This is a genomic window from Streptomyces sp. NPDC048643, assembly GCF_040650615.1.
Taxonomy (GTDB): domain Bacteria; phylum Actinomycetota; class Actinomycetes; order Streptomycetales; family Streptomycetaceae; genus Streptomyces.
This window is the reverse complement of the sequence record NZ_JBEZHO010000002.1, coordinates 17,392-40,047: the sequence shown is the minus strand read 5'-3', so window position 1 is coordinate 40,047 and position 22,656 is coordinate 17,392. Positions and strand designations below refer to the sequence as shown.

Annotated in this window: 25 protein-coding genes and 1 pseudogene; 13 read left to right on the top strand and 13 right to left on the bottom strand. The window is 71.0% G+C overall.

Going from position 1 to position 22,656, the window contains the following annotated elements; genetic code table 11:
• Positions 1 to 107 precede the first annotated feature (107 nt).
• Positions 108 to 467: a helix-turn-helix transcriptional regulator gene (locus AB0C62_RS02060; RefSeq protein WP_362969159.1), complete on the top strand. Its 360-nt coding sequence runs from the start codon at positions 108 to 110 to the stop codon at positions 465 to 467.
• Here AB0C62_RS02060 and AB0C62_RS02055 read toward each other — a convergent pair.
• Positions 453 to 1,808, bottom strand: coding sequence for a nucleobase:cation symporter-2 family protein (locus tag AB0C62_RS02055; protein ID WP_362969158.1), 1,356 nt, complete (start codon positions 1,806 to 1,808; stop codon positions 453 to 455). The two genes, AB0C62_RS02060 and AB0C62_RS02055, sit on opposite strands and share 15 nt — an antisense overlap.
• A 185-nt stretch (positions 1,809 to 1,993) precedes the next feature.
• Entirely contained in the window at positions 1,994 to 3,340 is a 1,347-nt protein-coding gene (locus AB0C62_RS02050; RefSeq protein WP_362969157.1) for an FAD-dependent oxidoreductase, read from the bottom strand.
• A gap of 213 nt (positions 3,341 to 3,553) precedes the next feature.
• Between AB0C62_RS02050 and AB0C62_RS02045 the strand changes: the two genes are divergently transcribed.
• Positions 3,554 to 4,021 (top strand): DUF6214 family protein, encoded by a 468-nt coding sequence (locus AB0C62_RS02045; protein WP_362969455.1) that lies wholly within the window; start codon positions 3,554 to 3,556, stop codon positions 4,019 to 4,021.
• Between the two features lie 27 nt (positions 4,022 to 4,048).
• On the opposite strand, the gene AB0C62_RS02040 is transcribed toward AB0C62_RS02045, so the two are convergent.
• Positions 4,049 to 4,699, bottom strand: coding sequence for a DUF305 domain-containing protein (locus AB0C62_RS02040; protein ID WP_362969156.1), 651 nt, complete (start codon positions 4,697 to 4,699; stop codon positions 4,049 to 4,051).
• A 193-nt stretch (positions 4,700 to 4,892) separates the two neighbouring features.
• Here AB0C62_RS02040 and AB0C62_RS02035 point away from each other — a divergent pair, with 193 nt between their 5' ends.
• Positions 4,893 to 6,395, top strand: coding sequence for a hypothetical protein (locus AB0C62_RS02035; protein WP_362969155.1), 1,503 nt, complete (start codon positions 4,893 to 4,895; stop codon positions 6,393 to 6,395).
• Here AB0C62_RS02035 and AB0C62_RS02030 read toward each other — a convergent pair.
• On the bottom strand, positions 6,383 to 7,060 hold the full coding sequence (locus AB0C62_RS02030; RefSeq protein ID WP_362969154.1) for a helix-turn-helix domain-containing protein: 678 nt from the start codon (positions 7,058 to 7,060) through the stop codon (positions 6,383 to 6,385). The genes AB0C62_RS02035 and AB0C62_RS02030 overlap by 13 nt on opposite strands.
• Before the next feature lie 160 nt (positions 7,061 to 7,220).
• Positions 7,221 to 7,466, bottom strand: a complete 246-nt coding sequence (locus tag AB0C62_RS02025; RefSeq protein ID WP_362969153.1) for a hypothetical protein — start codon at positions 7,464 to 7,466, stop codon at positions 7,221 to 7,223.
• Between the two features lie 249 nt (positions 7,467 to 7,715).
• Between AB0C62_RS02025 and AB0C62_RS02020 the strand changes: the two genes are divergently transcribed.
• Complete coding sequence (locus tag AB0C62_RS02020) at positions 7,716 to 7,961, top strand: DUF2630 family protein (RefSeq protein WP_081222954.1); 246 nt, start codon at positions 7,716 to 7,718, stop codon at positions 7,959 to 7,961.
• A 21-nt stretch (positions 7,962 to 7,982) separates the two neighbouring features.
• On the opposite strand, the gene AB0C62_RS02015 is transcribed toward AB0C62_RS02020, so the two are convergent.
• The 4 genes and pseudogenes from AB0C62_RS02015 to AB0C62_RS02000 all read right to left on the bottom strand — a co-directional run bounded on the left by AB0C62_RS02015 (position 7,983) and on the right by AB0C62_RS02000 (position 11,249).
• Positions 7,983 to 8,681 (bottom strand): HAD-IA family hydrolase, encoded by a 699-nt coding sequence (locus AB0C62_RS02015; RefSeq protein ID WP_362969152.1) that lies wholly within the window; start codon positions 8,679 to 8,681, stop codon positions 7,983 to 7,985.
• Positions 8,678 to 9,381 (bottom strand): annotated as a pseudogene (locus AB0C62_RS02010) (phosphatase PAP2 family protein). The gene AB0C62_RS02015 and the pseudogene AB0C62_RS02010 overlap by 4 nt, the downstream one beginning before the upstream one ends.
• 220 nt (positions 9,382 to 9,601) lie before the next feature.
• Entirely contained in the window at positions 9,602 to 10,537 is a 936-nt protein-coding gene (locus AB0C62_RS02005) for a M56 family metallopeptidase (RefSeq protein ID WP_362969151.1), read from the bottom strand.
• Between the two features lie 106 nt (positions 10,538 to 10,643).
• Entirely contained in the window at positions 10,644 to 11,249 is a 606-nt protein-coding gene (locus tag AB0C62_RS02000; protein WP_362969150.1) for a DUF5134 domain-containing protein, read from the bottom strand.
• A 359-nt stretch (positions 11,250 to 11,608) separates the two neighbouring features.
• On the opposite strand from AB0C62_RS02000, the gene AB0C62_RS01995 reads away from it, so the two are divergent.
• Both AB0C62_RS01995 and AB0C62_RS01990 read left to right on the top strand, forming a co-directional pair.
• A complete protein-coding gene (locus AB0C62_RS01995) occupies positions 11,609 to 13,252 on the top strand; it encodes an FUSC family protein (RefSeq protein WP_362969149.1) in 1,644 nt (547 codons plus the stop codon).
• Positions 13,249 to 13,815 (top strand): MarR family transcriptional regulator, encoded by a 567-nt coding sequence (locus tag AB0C62_RS01990; protein WP_362969148.1) that lies wholly within the window; start codon positions 13,249 to 13,251, stop codon positions 13,813 to 13,815. Before AB0C62_RS01995 ends, AB0C62_RS01990 begins: the two co-directional genes overlap by 4 nt.
• A 34-nt stretch (positions 13,816 to 13,849) precedes the next feature.
• On the opposite strand, the gene AB0C62_RS01985 is transcribed toward AB0C62_RS01990, so the two are convergent.
• The gene (locus tag AB0C62_RS01985) at positions 13,850 to 14,236 is read right to left on the bottom strand and encodes a VOC family protein (protein ID WP_362969147.1); all 387 of its coding nucleotides are present in this window, start codon (positions 14,234 to 14,236) and stop codon (positions 13,850 to 13,852) included.
• A 70-nt stretch (positions 14,237 to 14,306) separates the two neighbouring features.
• Between AB0C62_RS01985 and AB0C62_RS01980 the strand changes: the two genes are divergently transcribed.
• Positions 14,307 to 14,846, top strand: coding sequence for a GNAT family N-acetyltransferase (locus AB0C62_RS01980; protein ID WP_362969146.1), 540 nt, complete (start codon positions 14,307 to 14,309; stop codon positions 14,844 to 14,846).
• 33 nt (positions 14,847 to 14,879) lie between these two features.
• Here AB0C62_RS01980 and AB0C62_RS01975 read toward each other — a convergent pair whose 3' ends face one another.
• Positions 14,880 to 15,563 (bottom strand): glycerophosphodiester phosphodiesterase family protein, encoded by a 684-nt coding sequence (locus AB0C62_RS01975; protein WP_362969145.1) that lies wholly within the window; start codon positions 15,561 to 15,563, stop codon positions 14,880 to 14,882.
• A 488-nt stretch (positions 15,564 to 16,051) separates the two neighbouring features.
• Here AB0C62_RS01975 and AB0C62_RS01970 point away from each other — a divergent pair, with 488 nt between their 5' ends.
• The 5 genes from AB0C62_RS01970 (at position 16,052) to AB0C62_RS01950 (ending at position 20,689) form a co-directional block, all read left to right on the top strand.
• On the top strand, positions 16,052 to 17,449 hold the full coding sequence (locus tag AB0C62_RS01970; RefSeq protein ID WP_362969144.1) for a DUF6421 family protein: 1,398 nt from the start codon (positions 16,052 to 16,054) through the stop codon (positions 17,447 to 17,449).
• Between the two features lie 41 nt (positions 17,450 to 17,490).
• On the top strand, positions 17,491 to 18,246 hold the full coding sequence (locus AB0C62_RS01965) for an SDR family NAD(P)-dependent oxidoreductase (protein WP_362969454.1): 756 nt from the start codon (positions 17,491 to 17,493) through the stop codon (positions 18,244 to 18,246).
• Positions 18,243 to 19,316 (top strand): low specificity L-threonine aldolase, encoded by a 1,074-nt coding sequence (locus AB0C62_RS01960; RefSeq protein ID WP_362969143.1) that lies wholly within the window; start codon positions 18,243 to 18,245, stop codon positions 19,314 to 19,316. Before AB0C62_RS01965 ends, AB0C62_RS01960 begins: the two co-directional genes overlap by 4 nt.
• Positions 19,317 to 19,410: 94 nt before the next feature.
• Positions 19,411 to 19,983 carry a transglutaminase domain-containing protein gene (locus AB0C62_RS01955; RefSeq protein ID WP_362969142.1) on the top strand — a complete coding sequence of 191 codons (573 nt, stop codon included), beginning with the start codon at positions 19,411 to 19,413 and terminating at the stop codon, positions 19,981 to 19,983.
• A 13-nt stretch (positions 19,984 to 19,996) separates the two neighbouring features.
• The gene (locus tag AB0C62_RS01950) at positions 19,997 to 20,689 is read left to right on the top strand and encodes a phenylalanine--tRNA ligase beta subunit-related protein (RefSeq protein ID WP_362969141.1); all 693 of its coding nucleotides are present in this window, start codon (positions 19,997 to 19,999) and stop codon (positions 20,687 to 20,689) included.
• Between the two features lie 40 nt (positions 20,690 to 20,729).
• Here the strand turns inward: AB0C62_RS01950 and AB0C62_RS01945 are convergent, their stop codons facing one another.
• Together AB0C62_RS01945 and AB0C62_RS01940 are read right to left on the bottom strand one after the other, a co-directional pair.
• Complete coding sequence (locus tag AB0C62_RS01945; RefSeq protein WP_362969140.1) at positions 20,730 to 21,458, bottom strand: lysophospholipid acyltransferase family protein; 729 nt, start codon at positions 21,456 to 21,458, stop codon at positions 20,730 to 20,732.
• 186 nt (positions 21,459 to 21,644) lie between these two features.
• Positions 21,645 to 22,061, bottom strand: coding sequence for a DUF4395 domain-containing protein (locus tag AB0C62_RS01940; protein ID WP_362969139.1), 417 nt, complete (start codon positions 22,059 to 22,061; stop codon positions 21,645 to 21,647).
• Positions 22,062 to 22,136: 75 nt separating this feature from the next.
• Between AB0C62_RS01940 and AB0C62_RS01935 the strand changes: the two genes are divergently transcribed.
• Positions 22,137 to 22,550 (top strand): thioredoxin family protein, encoded by a 414-nt coding sequence (locus tag AB0C62_RS01935; protein WP_362969138.1) that lies wholly within the window; start codon positions 22,137 to 22,139, stop codon positions 22,548 to 22,550.
• Positions 22,551 to 22,656 lie beyond the last annotated feature (106 nt).

The window sequence follows — 22,656 nt, the reverse complement described above, 5'->3', positions numbered from 1 at the left end:
GCCTCGTAGTACGGCATGTGTCAAACTACGACGATTCTCGTACTATGAGGGCTCCGGGTGTGGAGCCCGGACCCGGACCGAGGTCCCCCGGACGATGTGGAGCCGCCGTGACGACCGCCGCCCCCGCCCCCAGCGGGCGTGATCTGCCGCATCCCGCGCCCGAGGAGATCCGGCTGGAGTCCGTGCTGCACGCGCTCTCCGACCCGATGCGCCTCCAGGTGGTGCGAGAGCTCGCCGCCGACGGCGGCGAGCTCTCCTGTTCCCACTTCGTGCTGCCGGTCACCAAGTCCACGACGACGCACCATTTCCGGGTCCTCCGCGAGAGCGGCGTGATCCGGCAGGTCTACCGCGGCACAGCGAAGATGAACGGGCTGCGCGCCGACGACCTGGAGGCCCTGTTCCCCGGCCTCCTCGGCCGCGTCCTGGAGGCGGCGGCCCGCCAGTCGGATCGGCTAGGCCGGCGCTGAGGCCGCCTCCGGCTCGGCCCCGGCCGCAGGCTGACTCTCCCTGCCGGGAAGGTGGTTGAAGAGCAGGTTCAGGGCGATCGCCGTGAGGCAGCCCGCGCTGATACCGCTGTTCATGACCGTCTGGAACCAGTCCGGGAACTGGGCGTAGATCCCGGGCACACCGACCGGCAGCATGCCGATCGCGACCGAGACGGCCACCACGGTCAGGTTGTTGTTGCCCTTGAAGTCCACCGCGGCGAGCGTGCGCAGTCCGCTCGCGGCTACCGTTCCGAACATCACCAGACCGGCGCCGCCGAGCACGGGCGCCGGTATCGCGGCGACCACCGCTCCCAGTTTCGGCAGCAGGCCGAGCACGACGAGGATGCCGCCCGCCGCCGCGACCACCCACCGGCTGCGCACGCGCGTCATGCCCACGAGACCCACGTTCTGGGCGAACGCCGTGTAGGGGAAGGTGTTGAAGACACCGCCGAGGACCGTGGACAGACCGTCGGCCCGCAGACCGTCCGCGAGGGTGCGCGGCTCGATGGGCCGGTCGGTCATCTCGCCGACCGCGATGAAGTCACCGGTCGTCTCGGTCATCGTCACCAAGGCCACGACCAGCATCGACACGATCGCCGAGGCGTGGAACGACGGCGCCCCGAAGTGGAACGGCGTGCTGATGCCCACCCAGTCGGCGTCCCCGACCCCGCCGAAGTCCGTGAACCCGAACGGCACCGCCACCGCGAGGCCCACGGCGATGCCGACGAGGACGGCGATCCGGCTCAGGAAGGCGGGTGCGAACCGCTGCACGCCCACGACCACGGCCAGGACGAACCCGGCGAGGGCGAGGTTCTTCGGCTCCCCGAAGTCCTTCGCGCCCGCGCCGCCCGCCGCCCAGTTGCCCGCGACCGGCAGCAGCGAGACGCCGATGATCAGAATGACCGTGCCCGTGACGAGCGGCGGGAAGAAGCGCAGGAGCCGTCCGAAGACCGGGGCGAGCAGGACGATCGCGAGGCCCGCCACGATCACCGACCCGTAGATCGCGGGCAGTCCGCCGCCCGTCGTCCCGATGAGCACCATCGGCGAGACGGCGGCGAAGGTGCACCCCTGCATGATGGGCAGCCGCACCCCGAAGCGCCAGAAGCCCACGCACTGGATCAGCGTCGCGATGCCGCACACGAGCAGGTCCGCGGTGATCAGATACGCCAGGTCGGCGGGCGACAGTTTCATCGCGCCACCCACGATCAGCGGCACTGCCACCGCGCCCGCGTACATCGCGAGCACGTGCTGGAGCCCGAAGGCGGCCAGTTGGCGTACGGGTGGAACCTCGTCTACGGGATGCACGGGAGCGGTGGTTGCCATGGGCACTCCAGAAGCTGCGGGGAGAGGGGGCGTCCGCACGACACGCGACGCCCGGACAGCACGAGACCGTAGGCGCCTTGAACAGTTTGTTGATTTCGGGTCTGTTGCCGGTGTGTGTCATGGGTCGCGAACCGGCCGGGACCGCCTCCGCGCGGCGTGCGGAGCCCTGGAGCGGCGGCGGGCCGTCAGTTGTTCGCGGCCCGCGCCGCCGCCCACAGCGCGTCCCAGTCGGGCAGCTTGACCACGCCCCGGCCGAGCCGCGCACCGAGTTCCGCCTCGGCCCGCTCGATCGCCTGCCACCCGGCCCACTCGACCGGCCGTACGCCCTCATCCCGCAGGCCTTCGAGGGGACCCTCGGCGACCTCCCGCCGTACGAGAGCGGGGGCGTCCTCCAGCAGCGAGGTCACCGTCTCCTTGGCGCAGGGCCGGTTGGTTCCGATCACGCCGGTCGGGCCGCGCTTGATCCACCCCGCCACGTACTCACCGGGAACGACCGCGCCGTCCCGCAGGACCCTCCCGGCGAGGTTCGGCACCGTGCCGAGGAGGGGGTCGAAGGGCAGTCCGTCGAGCGGCATGCCCCGGTAGCCCACCGAACGCAGCACCAACTGCGCCTCGATCTCCTCGTACCGGCCCGTACCGGTGACCCCGCCCGCCCCGTCCGGAACCGTCCGTTCGAAGCGCACCGCCCCCACACGCCCGCCGTCCGCGAGGAGTTCGACGGGGCGCAGGAAGAACCGCGGGCGGATCCGACGGGGCCGCCCGAGCGGCGTCGCGGCCGCCCAGCCCCGCAGCACCTCCACGTTGCGCCGCTGCGCCGCGGGCAGCCCGGACGGGTCGAGGTAGGCCGGATCGAGTGCCAACTCCACGGGATCCACGACCACTTCGGCATCCGTTAGGGTGCCCAGCTCGCGCAGCTCCTTGGTGGTGAAGCGGGCCTGCGACGGTCCGCGTCGCCCGACCATGCTGATGTCCGTGACCTCGCTGGCCGCCAGCGCGGCGAGCGCCGCCTCCGGGATGTCCGTGGGGCTGAGTTCGAGTGCGCCGCGCGCCAGGATCCGGGTCACGTCCACGGCGACGTTCCCGACGCCGATGACCACGGCCGAGCGCGCGTCCCGCACGAACTCCTCCACCGCCGCGTCGGGGTGCGCGCTGTACCAGGACACGAACTCGGTGGCCGACCAGCTGCCCGGAAGATCCTCGCCGGGCACGCCGAGATGCCGGTCGGTGGCGGCGCCGACGCAGTACACGACCGCGTGGTACAGCTCCCGCAGCCGTGACACGGGGATGCCGCCCGGGCCGATCTGGACACCGCCGAGGAACCTCACCCGCTCGTCCTCCAGGACGGCCCGCAGGTTGTTCTGCAACGACTTGATCTTCTCGTGGTCGGGCGCCACTCCGTAGCGCACCAGGCCGTACGGGCAGGGCAGCCGGTCCAGGACATCGACCCGGATGTCGGGCGGACCGCTCTGGACAAGGCCTTGCGCGCTGTAGACCCCGCTGGGTCCCGAGCCGACGACGGCGACATGCAGCACGGCGGAACTCCTCACCCGAGGGATCAGGAAGATCGCGGACGTGAGAGCGCTGGTCCCTCCAGGATCGCACCCCCGGTGCTCCGCTGACAGGGTGCTGCGCGAGGCAGCGGCGCGCGTGTCCGTTCGTATGGAATGTGATGATGCGGTTACGTTCCGTATGTGCTAGAAGCATCGTTCCTTAATCTGTCCGACCGGTGCCGCGCGGACGGCGCGGTGTCGGTGTGGCCCGCCTGGGAGGTCCGGGAGGGCGAGACCGCGACCTCCTGGTTCCATGTCCGGCTGGCGTTCGCCGACGGCGCCCGCGTCGACCTGCTGGCCGTGCTGGCGGAGGCGGGCCTGTCGGTCGAGGATGTACGGGCCGAGCCGCCCCTCTCGCTCGACGACCTCGCGACGGTCGCCGACTGGATCGAGGAACCGCTGTTCGAGGCGTGCGGAAGCAGGCTCGGCGCGGACGGCGACCCGGACCAGGAGGGTCAGGCGCGCAGGGCCCGGCCGGCCTGGCCGCGTGGCGCCGAGGGCCGCCAGCTGATCGCCGACGAGTACCGCGCCGCCCAGGAGGAGGGCGTGGACCCCGTGCTCGCGGTGATGGACGCCACCGGGCACAGCCGCCGCAGGTCCCTGCGGCTGATCGCCGGGGCGCGGGACGCGGGGTTGCTGACGCCGCGTCACGTCCGTCGCTGATGTCGGCGGAGCGCCGGGCCGTGGCCGTCAGGACATCGCGCGCATCCGGCTGATCTCGCTCGTCTGCTGCGCGATCACGTCGTCGGCCATCTCCTCGATCTGGATGTTGTTGCCCTGCGCCTTGACGTCCGTGGCCATGGTGATCGCGCCGTCGTGATGGGTGATCATCAGCCGGAGGAAGAGCCGGTCGAACGCGCTGCCGTCGGCCGCGCGCAACTCCTTCAGCTGGGCCTTCGTCGCCATGCCGGGCATGTCCGCGTGATCGTGGCCCGCGGAAGCGCCGTCGCCGTCGTGCGCCTCCAGCCAGCTCTTCATGGTGGCGATCTCCGGGCCCTGCGCGGCGGCGATCCGTGCGGCGATCCGACGGACGGCGCCCGACTCGGCACGGTCCGGGGCGAGTTCGGCCATCCGCAGGGCCTGGGTGTGGTGGGCGATCATCATCCGCGCGTAGGCGAGGTCGGCGGTGTTGGGGGTGTCGTCGTCGGAGCGCCGTTCGTCCGCCTCCTTCGCGGACAGGGTCTCCGCCGCCTCACCCGGCTTGCCGGGCGCGATCACCGAAGGCCCGCCCGTCGCGGCGGACCCGGTGTCGGTGTCGGAGTCGCAGCCCGCCAGCGCGAGCGCGGCGACGGCCAGCGCAGCCACGACCAGGGACGTACGGGACGCATGACCAGCGAGCACGGCGGCCTCCTGTGGCGCACGAATCGGCGGACATCTCAAGGGTGTTGATGACCGTCCTAACACGCTTCCGAACGTGACTGATCAAAAACGTTCATTACGAGTACGTTGCCATCTGTTGATCTGTACATGGTGAGGACGATACTTCAGGGGTCCGTGAACCGTTCGACTGCGAACGGCTACAAGGGAGAACACAGTGACCCTGTTGAACCACCCCCGAACGCGGCGCAGAAAACTGGGAGTCGCCGTGGCCGCGGCCGGACTCCTGGCCGCGTTGTTCACAGCAGTCCCGGCGTCCGCCACCCCCGACCCCGGGGACACCCCCACCACACGGGAGCAGGTTTCCGGCAGCGAAGCCGCCGAGGCGCGAGCGGCGATCGCGAGCGGAGAGATACCCGGCACCGACGAGGTCGTCCACTCCGACAACATCGAACATCTGGCCAACGTCCCCAAGGAGGCCTTCACCGGCCTCAACTCGGACCTGGCCTTCCAGGGCAAGTACGCCTTCGCCGGCAACTACGACGGGTTCCGCGTCTTCGACATCAGCAACCCGAAGGCGCCGAAGACCGTCGCGCAGGTCCTCTGCCCCGGCTCGCAGAACGACGTGTCCGTCTCCGGCGACCTGCTCTTCCTGTCCACCGACTCCTCGCGCAGCGACAACTCGTGCGCGAGCACGACGCAGCCCGCGACCGAGAAGTCGTCGTGGGAGGGCATGAAGATCTTCGACATCAGCGACAAGGCGAACCCCCGGTACGTCGCCGCCGTCGAGACCGCCTGCGGCTCGCACACCCACTCGCTGGTGCCCGAGCGCAAGAACGTCTACGTCTACGTCTCCTCGTACTCGCCGAGCGCCACCTTCCCCGACTGCCGACCGCCGCACGACGGCATCTCGGTCATCAAGGTCCCCCGCAACGCCCCCGAGAAGGCGGCCGTGGTGAACTTCCCCGTGCTCTTCCCGGGCGAGGGGCCCGACGGTGGCGGCAACCCGGGCTCGCCCACCAATCCCGGTGTCTCCAAGACGACCGGCTGCCACGACATCACGGTCCTGCCGTCGAAGGACCTGGCCGCGGGCGCCTGCATGGGCGACGGCATCCTGTTCTCCATCGAGGACCCGGAGCACCCGGAGGTCATCGACCGGGTCCAGGACAACGTGAACTTCGCGTTCTGGCACTCGGCGACCTTCAACCAGAAGGCCGACAAGGTCGTGTTCACCGACGAGTTGGGCGGCGGCGGAGCGGCCACCTGCAACGAGGCGACCGGCCCCGACCGCGGCGCCGACGGCATCTACGACATCGTCGGCAGGGGAGACCACCGCAAGCTCGTCTTCCGGAGCTACTACAAGATTCCCCGCCACCAGGCCGACACCGAGAACTGCGTGGCCCACAACGGCTCGCTGATCCCGGTCAAGGGCAAGGACCTCATGGTCCAGGCGTGGTACCAGGGCGGCGTCTCCGTCTGGGACTTCACGAACTCGGCGAAGCCGAAGGAGATCGCCTACTTCGAGCGCGGCCCGCTGTCCACCGACACCCTGCAGGTCGGCGGCTCCTGGTCCGCGTACTACTACAACGGCTACATCTACTCGAACGACATCGCCAAGGGCTTCGACGTGCTGAAGCTCAGCGACCGGCGGACGGACCCGGCCAAGCGGGTCCACCTGCGCGAGCTCAACGTCCAGACGCAGCCGGACTACTTCGACTGATCGTCCTCCGGCTCCGGGCCGGTCTCGAAGAAGCGTGACAGATCAGTCCCGGGGGTTCCGCCCGATGCCTCGGCGTCGGGCGGAACCCCCAACTCCCATTCCAGCCGGTACCGCTTGAACAGCTCCGCCCGCAGCACCGGAACCTTCATCGGCACGCCCGGCACCAGCGCCGCGTAGACCGCGCCCATGAGCAACGCCCGCAGCATCGGGTAGTCCGCCGTGACCTGCGTCGAGCCGTACGCGGCGACGGTCTCCCCGAGCAGTTCGGAGAGCCGGCGCTGCTCCGGGCACTGGACGAACCCCTCGGCCTGGAGCAGTCCGGCCATGTGCTGGCGCATGAGCACCGGCTGGTCCCGGGTGAGACCGAGGATCGCGTCGATGGCCCGAGCCATCCGCTCCCGGCCGTCCTCGGTGCGCGGCTCGCGTTCGAGTGCCTCCTCCAGCGTGCGGTGCATCAGTCGGTGCACGGCTGACTGGAGGAGCTGTCGCTTGCCGGGGAAGTAGTACGACACCAGTCCGCGGGCCGATCCCGCCCGGTCGGCGATGTCCCCGAGCGTCGTCGCGTCGTAGCCGCGCTCGCTGACCAGCTCCACGGCGGCCTGGAGCAGCCGCTCCCGGGAACGCCGACGCAACTCTTCATTGACCGAGGCGCTTCGCGGGGACATGCTGTAACTCCTGCGTTGACTGGCTGCCAGCCAACTATACTCAACGCGTCCGGACCGAGGCCCTCCGCGGGCCGCTTCCGGGCTGCCGCCGACCTGGGGCGACGCGGGGGATCGCCTCAGGTCGGACGCGGCAGCGACCTGCGCCGCGCCTTCGGTGCCCTCATGAACCGACTTCCTGCATCGCGGGGGCGGTCTGCGCCGGGGTCGAAATCGGCTCCTCCTCCGCGGACCCGCCGCCGCGCAGGACGCGCCGCCAACTGCCGACCGTGTACCAGCCCATGGACAGACTCAGCAGCACGTTGCCGACGAGGGATTCCCTGTCACGGCTGAGAGCGGTGTTGTACAGAGCGGCGCCGGTGACGTACGTGAGCAGCCCGGCGAGGAGGATCCAGAGTGCTGTCTTCAAAGAGACCTCATGAGAGTGCGGTGGAGGCGCCAACCTAGCCACGTCTCCCGCATTTAGGGTCATTTGACCCGTCTTGGTCCAAGCTTGACCATCGCTGGCCGATCAAGCCCGAGAGTGATCCATTGCGCGGCCGATCGCCCCAGATGGGACGCCTGGCACTCGGGAAGGTCGCCCGAGGCCACTTCTATCGCTCGCCGAGCCCGCGCGTCCTCCATAGAGTGGCCTGGAGCCCTGAGGAGGCGTACGGACATGGATCAAGAGCAGATCCTGAGCAGGATCACGGCGATGGTGGACGACGAGCGACGGCTGCGCGACGCCGTGGCGGCGGGCGAGATCGACAGCTCCACGGAGCACGCGCGCCTCTCGGAGCTGGAGCGCGAGCTCGACCAGTGCTGGGACCTGCTGCGCCAGAGGCGCGCCAAGTCCGAGTTCGGCGAGAACCCGGACGAGGCACAGTCGAGGCCGTCGTCGCAGGTCGAGGGCTATCTGGGCTGAGGCCGGCTTCCGGGCGGTCCGTCAGTCCGCGAGGCCGAGCACCGCGCGGAGCCCGTCCGGGCGGTCCGCGACGGGCAGAGGGTCGACGAAGTGCACCGCGCAGCCCAGGGCCGCCGCACCACCGTCCGCCCGCCGGTCGTCGCCGACCATCAGGGTGTCCTCGGGCGCGACGCCGAGCGCGGAGCAGGCGATCGCGAAGAGCCGGGCATCCGGCTTCTGGACGCCGTGCTCGTAGGACAGCACGTAGGCCGACACGTAACGGTCGAGGCCGTGCTCCCGGAACACGGGGCGCAGGTCCCAGCCGATGTTGCTGACCACGCCGACCGCGACACCTCGCTCCCGCAGCGCGCCCAGCACGTCGGCCGCGTCGGCGTAGGGGGTCCAGGCGGCCGGCGCCATGTGACGCTCATACAGAGCGTCGTGGAGACCGGGCCCGGGCAGGGACACCAGTTGGGAGAGACCGGTGAACGCCGCCCTGTGCTCGGCGGCACTCCGGTCGCGGGCGGCCCACACGGCGTCGAGATGCGCCGGCACCGGCACGGACGGCTTGGCGCCACCGGGGAGCGCTCCCGCCGACTCCAGTTCCCGTGCGGTGCGCGCCAGTTCCTCCTCGGACCACTCGTGCCCTGTCTCGGCGAGGGCCGCGCGCAGCCAGGAGCCGGCGGACTCGATACGGAAGAGGGTCCCGGAGAAGTCGAACAGCACGCCCTTGACGGTCATGGGGGGAATCCTTCGGGGAGTCGTCTCCTCCGGTCAAGAGGCCCCGGGTCGCCCCACCGCCCGTACGCGCCCCCGGCGAGGGCCACGACGAGGGCCCCGATGAGCCACCCGCCCACCACGTCGGACGGCCAGTGCACTCCTAGCCATACGCGGGTCAGACCGACTCCCACGACACTGACGACGGCCAGGGCCAGCGCCGTACGCCGCACGGCGCTTCCGGCGTGGTAGCGGTGGAGCAGCCACAGCAGCAGGCCGCAGACGACGGTGGCCGTGAGGGCGTGGCCGGAGGGGAAGGCGGCGTAGCGGGCGGAGTCGACCGGGTCGGGCCAGACGGGCCGCTCGCGTCCGACCGCCCACTTCAGCCCCTGCTGCAGCAGCGTGCCGACCACGCACGTGGCCACCAGCCACAGCGCGAGCCCCCAGGCCGCGTGGCGCCGGACCAGCCAGACCACGGCCACCGCGCACAACGCCCGCATGGTCCAGGGATCCCACACCCAGTCCGTCAGGATCCGGCACGCGTGCGTGGCGCTCGGTGAGTCGACCGCCCACCGGTGCGTGGTGCGGGCGATGGTCTCGTCCAGGGTCATGAGGGGCCTCCACGAGAGGGCCCGGCCACGAGGAGCAGGGCCACCGTGGGCGGGGTCAGTGCTGCCGCCGTGATCAGCGCCGTGCGGGTCGGGGGGTCGGGCGGGAGACGCATCCACCGATCCTCGCCGACGACGTCCCTCACCCTCACCTCGACGCACCCCGCCGGGGCGGAGCCACGTTCGCCACCGGAGCTACGGGTCGCCCTGGGCCGGTTCGCCCCAGAGGGAAAACCGGAGAAGAGAAAATCAGCCCCTCCGGCGTTCGAGGAGCGGGGTCTGGGGCGGAGTCCCAGGTACGGGGAAGGGCAGGGGCGGAGGGGGCGAAGGAAGGGTTCAGCCCAGCGCCCGCAACCCCGGAACGAACGCCACCAGCACCGGAATCACCGGCACCAACGCGGCGGCCGCGGTCAACTGGAGGCGACGTGTCGCCGTGAGCCGGTGCCGAGGCGTGAGGAGGCGGTCCACGCGCTGGGGAACGTGCGCCCCCGGGGTCGGGCACGGCCCGAACACCCCGCGGTCCTCGTTGAGTTCGACGAGCGCGAGCGCGATCGTCAGGCGCCCGAAGCGTCGTGACGCGACATCGTCCGCGGCGAGCTCCACCAGCCGGTGCATCTCGTCGCGGAACGCCGCGAACACCGGCACCTGCGGGAACCCGTTCGCCAACGCCCCCGAACAGTGCAGCAACCAGTCGTGACGAGCCCGCGCGTGCCCCTGCTCGTGAGCGAGCACGGCGTCCAGTTGGCGCCCCTTCAGGCGCCGCAACGCGGCAGTGGTGATGACCAGTTGGGGCGCGGCACCGGGCAGCCACCAGGCGTCGGGACGCTCCCCCTCCAGCACGACGAGACGATCCGCACCGGGCTCCTCACCGGGCAACAGCGGCGCCCGCACGAGGAGTTCGCGACGGCTCTGCCGGCGCCTCCGCCGCGCCCGGAAGATCTCCCGGGCCAGCATCGCGGCGGTCCAGGCGCCACCGCACGCGAGGGCCACAGCGGTCGTCGCGGCCCAGGGGCTGCCCGCGCTCAGCGCGTAGGCGTCCACGACAGGGGCCGGTGCGCCGTCGAAGACATGGCCGCGCACGGCGGCCCAGGCGGCGGCCGCGGACAGGGTCATCGACAGGACGCAGCACAGCAGAACCGCCGCCACCACGCACTGCCAGACCCACAGGGCGACCACCGGTTCTCGGTCCGGCCAGTCCGCCCGGGCAAGCAGTCGCGGAGCGACCACGGCGACCAGGGCGCCGAGCAGCAACAGTGCCGCGGGGACCATCATGGGCCGAAGCCTATGAGCGGGGCGTCGCCGCTGGATACGGTCAGCGACGGCAAGTGACGTACGCCACGGTTTCGTACAGCGTCGGCCGGACGCAGGACCATGCCTCTCAGAGCGTGACCAGCATGGCCAGCATCGCGATCCCCATCGACAGACGGCAGGCCCGCGAGAGCTCGGGCCGGTCCCCCCATCGGACGGCACGCCGCGCGCCCCACCCCTCGGCGCCGGAGGGGCTCCGGGGGCCACCGGCGCCGGACCCGCCACCACCGGCGGCAGCCAGCGGCAGGAGCCGGACGCCCGACCGGAGGACGTAGCCGGTGAAGTAGAGGAGAAGTGCTCCGGTGAGGAGGGGGACGCCCGCGCCGCCGTGGCTGTGTGCGTGGTGGGCCGGCGCGACGGTCATCACGGCCGCCATGTAGACCATGGCGACCGCGCCCATCAGATGGTGCAACTGGTGGGGGCTGCTCCGGGCGGTCCAGAGGCTCCGCAGCGCGGCGGCGCCGAACACCGTCACATAGGCGAGCCAGGCCCAGCGCGGCGGTTCCACGACCGCGGCCGGTACGGCCATCGCGGCCATGCCGAACCCCATGAGCGCCTCGGTGCCCGCGGTGCGCCGCTGTTCCTCGACGGGGCTGCGCATCCGCAGCAGGCAGTAGGCCCCGGTGGCGGCACACAGCGCGACGAGCAGCCAGCCGGGCGAAGCCGGTTCGTACACCGTGGAGCCTCCCCGCTCGACGACGCCACACACGACGGACGATGGACACCCGACGCCGGGCGGCGCGACGGCGGACACCGCGCCACAGCATCGGACGGACGGACGGATAGGTAGGCAGACAGGCAGGCAGACAGACGGTTGGTCGGTCAGGGCATGCCCAGGCCGGCCGGGGCGCAAGCAAGCGCAAGGGTGTACGAGGGGGAGCGCGCAGGGGGTGCGCGGACCCGCCCCGATGGGCTTGTTGCAGCCCAGGGCGCCCGACGGACCCGGTGGAAGCAGAGCGGGGAGATGGCCGGGAGGCGGGCGGGGGAGGCCCGATGCAGATAATTTACAGGTAAAACACCTGTTAAGGTTATGGCATGAGCAGTGCGCCCCGCCCCACCTCCTCACGCTTCCCCCGCCTCCCGCTCGCCGGTGTCCTGCGCCTCGGCAGACCCTCCGACATCTGGTTCAAGCCCGCCCTCAGCGTCGTCGTCGCGGTCGCCCCGCCGAACCTCACGCTGCTGGCACTCGGGCGCCTGGATCTCGCGATGTACACGATGGCGGGGTCGCTGTGCGCGCTCTACGCCCACAATCGCCCGTACGCGGCCCGTGCCCGCGTGCTCGCCCGGGTGGTGCTGGGGATGCTCGGCGGACTGGGCGTCGCGCTCCTCACGGCCTCCCTCACCGCGAACGCCGTCGTGCTGGTGACCGTCGGCGCTCTGCTCGCCGCCGCGCAGAAGACGCTGTGCGACGCGACCCGCGTCGGCCCGCCCGGGCACGTGGTCCTCGCATTCATCTCCTCGGCGTCCCTGTTCGTGCCGCAGCACCTCGGCCAGGTGCCCGGTCACCTCGCGCTGGGCGCGGCCGCGGGAGCCTGGGCCTGGATCGTCGGTATGGCGCCGGGACTCGTCCGCCCGCACGGTCCGGAGCGACGCGCCACGGCGCACGCGCTGAACGCCGCGGCGGCGTACGCCGAGACCCCGGACGACCCCCGGGCCCGTGCCGCAGGTGCCGCCGCCGTGCACGCCGCATGGCAGTCGCTGTTGTCGACGGGAGCGCGCTCGGCACCCCGCCGTGCCCTCGAACGGCTCGTCGTCCGCGCCGAGGTAGCGCTCGCCGCTCCCGCCGACACCGACTCCGAACGGCTGCGCGCGCTGGCCCGCGAACTGTCCGGCACCGGTCCCGTACCGCGCCCGGACGACCTCGGGGAGGCGGCCGACGAACTCCTCGGTGTGGAGGCGGCCCTCTCCTTCGGGGAACGGTCACTGCTCGGGCGCCTCGGCCCGCTCGCCCCCGTCGCCCTGCGCACGGCCGTCGGCTGTGCCCTCGCCGGCTACGCCTCGCTCGCCCTCGGTGTCGGCCGCCCCTACTGGGCGCTGGTCACCGCCGCCTCGCTCTACCAGGCCAACGTCACCCTGACCTGGAACCGGGGTGTGCAGCGCGTCGTCGGCAACCTCGTCGGCGTGCTCGTCTTCGCCGCGCTCGTCCCGCTCGCCCACGTCGGCCGGGCGGCGCTCGTCCTGTGCTGTCTGGCGCTGAACTTCGGTGCCGAGGCGCTGATCGGCCGGAACTACTGGCTGGGCAGCATCTGTGTGACGCCCATGGCCCTGCTGATCACCGAGTTCGCCGGCACGCAGCAGACCGCCGCCCTGATGACCGACCGGGTCGTGGACACCCTCGTCGGCGCGCTGGTCGGCCTCGTCGCCGCGATCGCCGTCACCAACCGGCGGGCCGGCGACCGGATCGAGGACGCGCTGTCGGCCGTCGAGCACGCCCGGGAACACGCCGACGGACTGCTGACCGGTGAGCGGCCGGGCCCGGGCGCCCTGGAGTCGGCCCGCCGCGACCTGGCCGCCGCCGTCGTGGACCTGCGCACCACGGCCGACGCCGCGGCCGGCGAGTGGTGGCAGCGCGCCCTGCCCGAGGAGCGCGTGATGCGTGCCGAGCAGGACGGACACCGTACCCTCGCGGCGACGGTACGACGCCAGGGACTGCACGGCCGGGAGGGCGCACAGGCATGACGAGAGCGGACGGACGGAGCGCGGCGGACGGCGACCCGGGGGCGGGACCGCCGCCGGTACCCGTCGACACGGTGGCCGCCGTCGTGCGCCAGTGGGAGACGGTGCGGCCGGATCTCGACACGGGACCCATGGAGGTCATCGGGCGTGTCAACCGCTGTGCCGCGCTCCTCCAGCAGGCAGAGGACGCGCCGCTGCGCCGGGCGGGGCTCACCCGCCCCGAGTTCGACGTGCTCGGCACACTGCGCCGCACCGGGCACGAGCTGACTCCCGGCGACATCGCCCGCGAGACGTTCTCCTCGGGTGCCGCCGTCACCAAGCGGCTCAAGGCGCTGACCGAGCGCGGACTGGTCGAGCGCCGCGGCGACACCCGTGACCGCCGGGTCGCGCACGTCCGGCTGACGGACGAGGGGCGTGACCTCGTCGACGACATCCTCCCCGACCAGCTCGCCTACGAGACCACGGTCCTGTCCGGCATCGACGCCGAACGGCAGCGTGAACTGGCCGGGCTCCTCGGGGAGTTGCTCGGCCAGCTCGAAGGCCGGCTGGGTCTGCCGCGCGCCTGAGACCACCCGCGCCGCGGCAGCCCTCCCAGCGTTGTCAGGGCCGGTACCGGAGCGGATGGTCGGCCGGCGTCTCGACGAGCACGATCTCCGTTCCGTCCGGATCCGCGATCCACATCTCGATCAGTCCCCACGGCTCCCGCACCGGAGGCCGCACCACCTCGACGCCGGCGGCGACCAGCTCCTGGTGGGCCGCCGCCGCGTCGGCGACCTGGAGCCACAGTTTCAGGGCGGGGGAGGGCGGTGTCTCGGACCGTCCTGCGACCTCCAGGAAACCGCCGCCGAGGAAGTAGACGGTCCCCCGCTCGGGCCCCGTGCCGAACTCGCGGTAGACGGCCAGTCCGAGGCGTTCGCCGTAGAAGGCGCGTGAGCGTTCGGGGTCGGTGGGGCGCAGAAGGATACGGCTGCTCAGTACGTGCACCATGCAGCGGGATCATAGGGGCGGGTTACGCTCGGGCGTGCACGAGCCGCACCACCGAACGGAGAACCGCTCCATGGAAACCGCCTCCACCAGCCTGACCTTCAGCGACGCCACGGAGAGCGACGTGGACGTCCTGGTCGCGCTGATCGAATCGGCGTACCGGGGTGACGCCAGCCGGGCCGGCTGGACCACGGAGGCCGACATCCTGGAGGGGCAGCGAACCGATCCCGAGGGTGTCCTCGACGTCATCAAGTCGCCCGACAGCAGGTTTCTGAAGGTCGAGCGGGACGGCACGGTCGTCGCGTGCTGCCAGCTGGAGCACCGCGGTGACCACGCCTACTTCGGCATGTTCGCGGTCAGCCCGGCGCTCCAGGGCGGCGGACTCGGCAAGGTGATCATCGCCGAGGCGGAGCGCACGGCCCGCGAGACCTGGGGCGTCACCGAGATGCACATGACGGTGATCTCCGTGCGCGAGGACCTCATCGCCTGGTACGAGCGGCGCGGCTACCGCCGTACGGGACGGACGACCCCGTTCCCGTACGGCGACGAGCGCTTCGGCGTTCCACAGCGTGACGACCTGTGCTTCGAACTGCTGGTCAAGCCCCTCGCCTAGGGCCTGTCCGACGGCCGGCCCGAAGCCCGGGCCTCACGCGGTGAAGCGGCCGGTGCGTTTGATCTCGGGGTAGTCGGTGGTCGCGCCGTCCAGCTCCAGGGCGCGCACCAGCCGCAGGTGGTCCTGGGTGTTGACCACCCAGCCGATGATCCGCAGCTCGGCCTCGCGGGCCTTCTCGACGACCTCCAGGCTCAGCCTGCGGATGTTGAGACAGACGGTCTCGGCGCCGACCTCCACGGCGCGGTCCACGACGTCGACGCCGTAGCGACTGCCGATCAGCGCGGTGCGGACGCCCGGCACCAGCCGGGTGATCTCGGCGACCGCCTCGTCGTGGAACGACGACACCTCCACCCGGCCGACCAGGTCACGCCGCTGGATGACCTCGGCGAGCGCCCGAGCCGCCGCGACATCCTTGATCTCGGCCTGCAGCGGCGAGGTGACGGCGTCCAGCACCTCCTCGAAGACCGGGACGCGCTCGCCGCGCCCCGCGTCCAGCGCACGCAGCTCCGCGAGGGTCTTCTCGGCGATCGGCCCCGAGCCGTCGGTCGTACGGTCCACGTCGGCGTCGTGCATGACGACGAGGGCGCCGTCCTTGCTCAGGTGCAGATCGAGTTCGATCAGGTCGAGGCCCGCTTCCTGCGCGGCGGTGAAGGAACGGAGAGTGTTCTCGGGTTCGACACCCATCACTCCGCGGTGACCGATGGTGAGGAAGTTCAAGATGCGACTCGCTTCCGTCGACGGCGGCTCGGCTCGCGCGTGGTTCCGACGGGGACGCCCACGCGGCAAGGCCGCAGCCTAATGGCCTGACTGTGCGATGTACCCGTTCCTACGCCGGGCAATGAGGGTGTCGGACGGGGGAGACACTGCCCAGATCCGCGGACGGCTCACCGGGGCGCCGGTCGCGTCCTGTCGGGGCCCGCCCCGCGCGCCCCCGGAAGATCCGCCCGCGTCCCTCGACTCCCGCGCCGCGCCGAGGAGTTCGGCTCCCCGCGCCTTGGCCGCCCGGCTCCCTCCGAGGACCGTGGCCGGGTCCGTTCCGCCGGCCGGAAAGCTGGAGCACATGCGGCCGTCTTTGTCGTGTCGGACAGGAAAAAGAGCGGTGAAGGTAGGGGTGCGCAGGATAATCTGTCGGATTCCCTCTTGCGGGAAGGAACCTCGCAAACATACGGTGTCCATACGCGAGGTTCTCCTGTGGAGGGTGGGACATGACGGAAATGCTTGTGCAGGTGGGTGTGGAGGATCGAGTTCCTCCCGTAGCGAGGGTGGTGGAGCACCCGGCGTGGCCCGTGCTCAAGGATGCCGTCGAGGAGATCCGGCCCTGGCAGTCCAAGGACGGTTCCATCGACTTCGACGCGGACGACGCGCCCGACGCCTCCGACGTCGACCTGGCCGTCCGACGCGCTATAGACGCGATCGAGCGGCTCTCCCCGCTGCTGCCGCACGACGTGGCGTACCACGAGGCGCTCATGAAGGACCTGCGCCGCTGGGCCGACGCCGGGTTCCACGTGCCCGACTTCCTGGACTCGCTGCTGGCCTTCCAGCCCGCCGCGGCCCGCGAGGACGGTCTCCAGCACCTCGTCGTCTTCCCGATGTACACGCAGAACGGCAACCCGGACCGCAACTTCGAGGCGGTCGTCCTGCGCATGGTGTGGCCGGACTGGCTGGCCGAGCTGGAGCGCACGCGCTACGACAACCCGCTGTTCTGCGGCATCACCTTCGAGGACTTCACCGCGGGGTACGACACGAACTCGGCCGTGCTCTTCCCGGAGACCATCGCGGTCCGTGAGGCGCCCGAGCGCTTCTCCTGGGGCGGCATCTTCTGCGACCGCGAGGCCGCCCGCTTCCGCGCCGTCACCGACGCCGCCGTGGACCTCCTGAGCCTCGAACTGCCCGAGGACATCGCCGCCATGGTGGACGACCAGCAGCGCTGCGAGCAGGCCTTCGTCCTGTGGGACATGGTCCACGACCGCACCCACAGCCACGGCGACCTGCCCTTCGACCCCTTCATGATCAAGCAGCGCCAGCCGTTCTGGATGTACGGACTGGAGGAGCTGCGCTGCGACCTCACCGCCTTCAAGGAGGCCGTGAAGCTGGAGGCCGAGGGCAACCAGCACGGCCGTGACGTGCAGTACGCCGTGCTCTTCGACCGGATGTTCCGCTTCCCGGTCACCGGCGACCGCGTCCGCAACTACGACGGGCTCGGCGGCCAGCTCCTCTTCGCCTACCTGCACAAGCACGACGTCGTCCGCTGGACCGACAACAAGCTGCACATCGACTGGCAGCGCGCCCCGCAGGTCACCAACCAGCTGTGCGGCGAGATCGAGGACCTCTACCGGGCCGGCATCGACCGCCCGAAGCTCGTCCACTGGTTCAAGGCCTACGAGCTGGTCTCCACCTACCTCGCACCCCACCCCGGCTCGCGCTGGGCCAAGGGTCCGGACGCCCTCGACCTGTCCCAGCCGCCGCGCAAGCTGGTGGACGACGTGCTTCCGGACGAGTTTCCCCTGAGCATGTTCTATGAGGCGCTCGCCAAGAAGCTGAAGAACGTGATCGCCTCCACCAAGGGCATCACGGCGGCGGACTCCGAGCGGATCGCCGCGTGACCGACCGCGGTACCGAGATCATTGCTCAGGAGGCGAAGACCATGGGGAACGGGGCTCTCAGCGGTGCGGTGATCGCGGTGGCCGGAGCGGGTGGACCCGCCGGCCGGGCGGCACTGCTCCGGCTCGCCGAGGCCGGCGCGACCGTCATCGGCGCGGACAACGACGCGGAGCGGCTGGCCGAGGCCGTCGACGCGGCCAGCTACGCCCACGGCGGCTCAACCGTCGTCGGGGACACGGTGGATCTGCTGGAACTCCAGTCGACCCGTGACTGGGCGACGCGCATCCAGAAGGACTTCGGTCGGGTGGACGGCCTCGTCCACCTCGTCGGCGGCTGGCGGGGCAGCGAGACCTTCACCAAGACGGTCCTCGACGACTGGGACCTGCTCGAACTGCTGCTCATCCGCACCGTGCAGCACACCACCCTCGCCTTCCACGAGGCGCTGCAGAGCAGCGAGCGCGGCCGGTACGTCCTGATCAGCGCCGCCGGCGCGAGCAACCCCACCGCGGGGAACGCCGCCTACTCCGCCGCCAAGGCCGCCGCCGAGGCGTGGACGCTCGCCATGGCGGACTACTTCCGCAAGGCCGGAATCGCCGAGGGCGGCGAGGGCGCGACGTCCGCTGCTGCCATCCTGGTGGTGAAGGCGTTGGTGCACGACGCGATGCGCGCCGAGCGACCGAACGCGAAGTTCGCGGGCTTCACGGACGTCAAGGACCTGGCCGAGTCCATCGTCGACGTCTGGAACCGGCCCGCCGCCGAAGTGAACGGAAACCGTCTGTGGCTGACCGAGAAGCCGTGAACCCTCCGAAGACCGACGCCCGGCGTCATCACGACCCGGCCGTCCGCGGTTTCGCCAGTGACAACTACGCGGGGGCCCACCCCGAGGTGCTCGCCGCGCTCGCCGTGGCCAACGGCGGGCACCAGGTCGCCTACGGCGAGGACGACTACACGGAGCACTTCCAGGGCATCATCCGCAGCCACTTCGGTGCCGGCGCGGAGGCCTTCCCGGTCTTCAACGGCACCGGTGCGAACGTCGTCGCCCTCCAGGCGGTCACCGACCGCTGGGGTGCGGTGATCTGCGCGGAGAGCGCGCACATCAACGTCGACGAGGGCGGCGCCCCCGAGCGCATGGGCGGCCTCAAGCTGCTCACGGTGCCCACGCCCGACGGCAAGCTCACGCCCGAACTGATCGACCGGCAGGCGTACGGCTGGGACGACGAGCACCGTGCGATGCCGCAGGTCGTCTCGATCACCCAGAGCACCGAACTGGGCACGCTGTACACGCCCGAGGAGATCCGGGCGATCTGCGACCACGCCCACACGCACGGCATGCGGGTGCACCTGGACGGGTCCCGGATATCCAACGCGGCGGCCTCCCTGGACGTCCCCATGCGGACGTTCACCAACGCGGTCGGCGTCGACATCCTCTCGCTCGGCGGCACCAAGAACGGCGCGCTGTTCGGTGAGGCGGTCGTCGTCATCAACCACGACTCCGTCCGCCACATGAAGCACCTGCGCAAGCTGTCGATGCAGCTCGCCTCCAAGATGCGGTTCGTCTCCGTGCAGTTGGAGGCGCTGCTCGCCAAGGACCTGTGGCTGCGCAACGCCCGGCACGCCAACGAGATGGCCCAGCGACTCGCCGAGGGCGTCCGCGCGGTGCACGGGGTGGAGATCCTCCACCCGGTGCAGGCCAACGCGGTCTTCGCCCGCCTGCCGCACGACGTGACCGAGCGTCTCCAGAAGCGCTTCCGCTTCTACTTCTGGGACGAGGCCGCCGGCGACGTCCGCTGGATGTGCGCCTTCGACACCACCGAGGACGACGTCGACGGCTTCGTCGCCGCGCTCAAAGAGGAGATGGCCCAGCGCTAGACGGGCTGTCCGCCCCTCCCTCAGATTGCATAGGTATGCGGTCACCCGGAAATACATTGACTCGCGGGTGATCGCTTTCCTATGCTCTGCGGGTATGGAGCTGATCCAGGAAACCAGCGACCTGTCCGCCTATCTGGCCGCTGACGAGGTCGTCGACCATCACCATCCGCTCGTCCGCGAGACAGCGGCACGGCTCGCCGTCGGGGCGGACGACTCGTATGCCTATGCGCGTTCGGCGTTCGAGTTCGTGCGCGACACCATCCCGCACTCGCAGGACTCCGGCGATCCGCGGGTCACCTGGCGCGCCTCCGACGTCCTGGAGCGGCGCACCGGCATCTGCTACGCCAAGGCCCACGCGCTGGCCGCCCTGCTGCGCGCCGAGGACATCCCGACCGCCTTCTGCTATCAGCGGCTCGGCGAGGTGCACGGACTGGTCGCCGTCCGCTTCCACGGCGCCTGGCACCGTCAGGACCCCCGCGGCAACAAGCCGGGCGTGGACGCCCGGTTCTCCCTCGACGGTGAACGGCTGGCCTTCACGCCCGATCCCGAGTCCAATGAGCTGGACTACCCGGTGTTGTACGCTGAACCTCACCCGGCCGTGCTCGGCGTCCTGAAGGCAGCCCCGGACCGGCCGTCCCTGTGGCGGACGCTTCCCACCGCACTCTGAGGCAAGGCAGACGATGACTCTCACGCTCACCGTGTCCGACGAGGTGCGCGCGCTCGCGCCCGGCTTCACCCACCTCGCCGTGGAGGCGGACGGACTGGTGAACGGGCCGAGCACGGACGGCACTTCGGCTCTTCTCGACGACGCCGCCCGGAGGCTGGCCGAGCGTCTGGGGGGACGGCCTGCGCAGGAGGACCCGCACATGGCGGCCTGGCGGGAGACGTACACGGCGTTCGGCTCCAAGCCCTCACGCACCCGCAACTCCGCCGAGGCGTTGGCCAAGCGCGCCCTCTCGGACGCCGGCCTGCCGCGGATCAACGTCCTCGTGGACGTCTACAACGCGATCAGCGTGGCCCACCTGATCCCGGTCGGCGGCGAGGACACCGACCACATCCGGGGTGCGATGCGCCTCGTGCGCGCCACCGGCGACGAGGACTTCGTGACCGTGGCGGGCGGCGAGGAGACCGTCGAACACCCCGACGCGGGCGAAGTGGTGTGGCGCGACGACACCGGCGTCACCTGCCGCCGCTGGAACTGGCGCCAGGGACCGCGCACCCGGCTCACCGAACGGTCGACCTCGGCTGTCTTCCTGCTGGAGAGCCTCGCTCCGATGCCCGTCGCGGACGTCGAGAGCGCGGGCGCGGAACTCGCCGAGCTCTTGGCGAAGTTCAGCCCCGGGGCGCGGATCACCGTCCACGCCCCGGAGTGACGCCTCGGCGCGCGGCGGGAGCACCGCGCGGGAGAACCGCTCAGCGGGCCTCGGCCGCGCGCACCTCTTCGGGGGTCGGCGCGGTCCCGCCGAGATGAGCGGGCATCCACCAGGTGTCGTCCGGCCCCTTGGGGCGTACGGGATAGGCGCGCTGCGCCGCTTCGAGCAACTCCTGGACCCGCTCGCGCAGTCGCCGGGTGATGGCGCCCGCGTACTGGTCCTGCGGGGCCTCCATCGGCTCGCCGACCCGGATGGTGATCGGGGTGTGGCTGCGCTTGAAGTTGCGCGGGTGCCCCTTGGTCCACAGTCGCTGCGTGCCCCACAGCGCCATGGGGATGAGCGGAACGCCGGCCTCCTGGGCCATGCGCGCGGCACCCGACTTGAAGCTCTTCAGAGTGAAGGACTGCGAGATGGTCGCCTCGGGGAAGACGCCGATGATCTCACCCGAACGCAGCGACTCCAGCGCGTGCTGATAGGCCGTCTCGCCCTTCTCGCGGTCCACGGGGATGTGCTTCATGCCCCGCATCAGCGGCCCGGAGATCCTGTGCCGGAACACCGACTCCTTCGCCATGAAGCGCACCAGGCGCTTCTGCGGCAGGACGGCGAGGCCGTCGAAGATGAAGTCCAGGTAGCTGATGTGGTTGCTGACCAGCACAGCGCCGCCCGAGCGCGGAATGTTCTCCGATCCCTGGCAGTCGATCTTGAGGTCCCAGGCCTTGAACAGCGTCTGGGCGAAGGCGACGACGGGACGGTAGACAAGCTCTGCCATGGACGGGGTGGACCCTTCTCTCTGCCTGGGAAGGGGGCTCCCGGCGGGAAAGTTACGCAGCCGTAGGTTTACGGCATTGCGCAGATCGTGCCCGAAGAACGGACGGGTGGCCAGTCCTGGTGCCGGAGAACGGCGAGATCCTTGTCACGTCGCGCACATGATCCACCTCGGGGTTTTAACCCGCCTTTACTCCGCGCGTACCGTCACGCGCCGCACGAGCAGGTACATCTCGCACCCCAGGCAGTACCCGAACGCCGCATTGAGAAACGCCGCCGCGAGCGCGCACCCGGTCGCCGCGAGACCCAGCCACTGCGGGCCGGCGGTGAAGCCGATCAGTCCGACCACCGCGAAGACGAGTCCCACCGCCTGCGCGAACTGCGGCGGCTCCGGCGCCTCGAACTGTTTCGGCGGTCCGAGCCGCGGCCGCACCACCTTCCGGAAGAGCCAGCCGTACGGAGAGCGCGCCACGCCGCCCGAGGCGCCCAGCGCGAACGCCAGCGTCTGCCAGGCCAGCAGCCACGTGCTCCCGGTGATGAGCGTGGCCGCCAGGACGACCGTCGTCACGACCGCGCCGAAACGCGGTCCCCTCACATCAATGTCCATGATTCAAGGATTCCGTATGCCGGGCAGTGCTCGACGCCGGGAATCAATGCGGTCTCATGAATGCTTGTGCATGTGATGACCGGACTTGTGGTGTGCCTGGCGGTGCTCGCGCTGGCGAGCGTGTACGGAGTGCTGCACCGGCGGCGGAGCGGGAGGGTGACAGTGCGCGGGCGCGACGACGGAAAACTGCTCGGCGCGGCGGAGTTGGGGGAGGGGCTCGGCGAACGGGCCACCCTCGTGCAGTTCTCCAGCGCCTTCTGCTCCCCCTGCCGGGCGACCCGGCGGGTCCTCGGCGAGGTGGCCGACATGGTCCCCGGCGTGTCGCACGTCGAGATCGACGCGGAGGACCACCTCGACCTCGTACGCGATCTCGGCATCCTCAAGACGCCCACCGTCCTCGTCCTCGACGCGGACGGCCGGATCGTGCGGCGGGCGACGGGACAGCCGCGCAAGGCGGACGTCATCGCCGCGCTGGGAGAGGCCGTCTGAACGGTGGCGATCATGGTGAGGCATCTCGCAGATCCCCGTGCGCACTTGACTGCACGCACCACCTATCGTCAGCCTGACCGTATGCCCCCGGAACTCCTTCTCCACG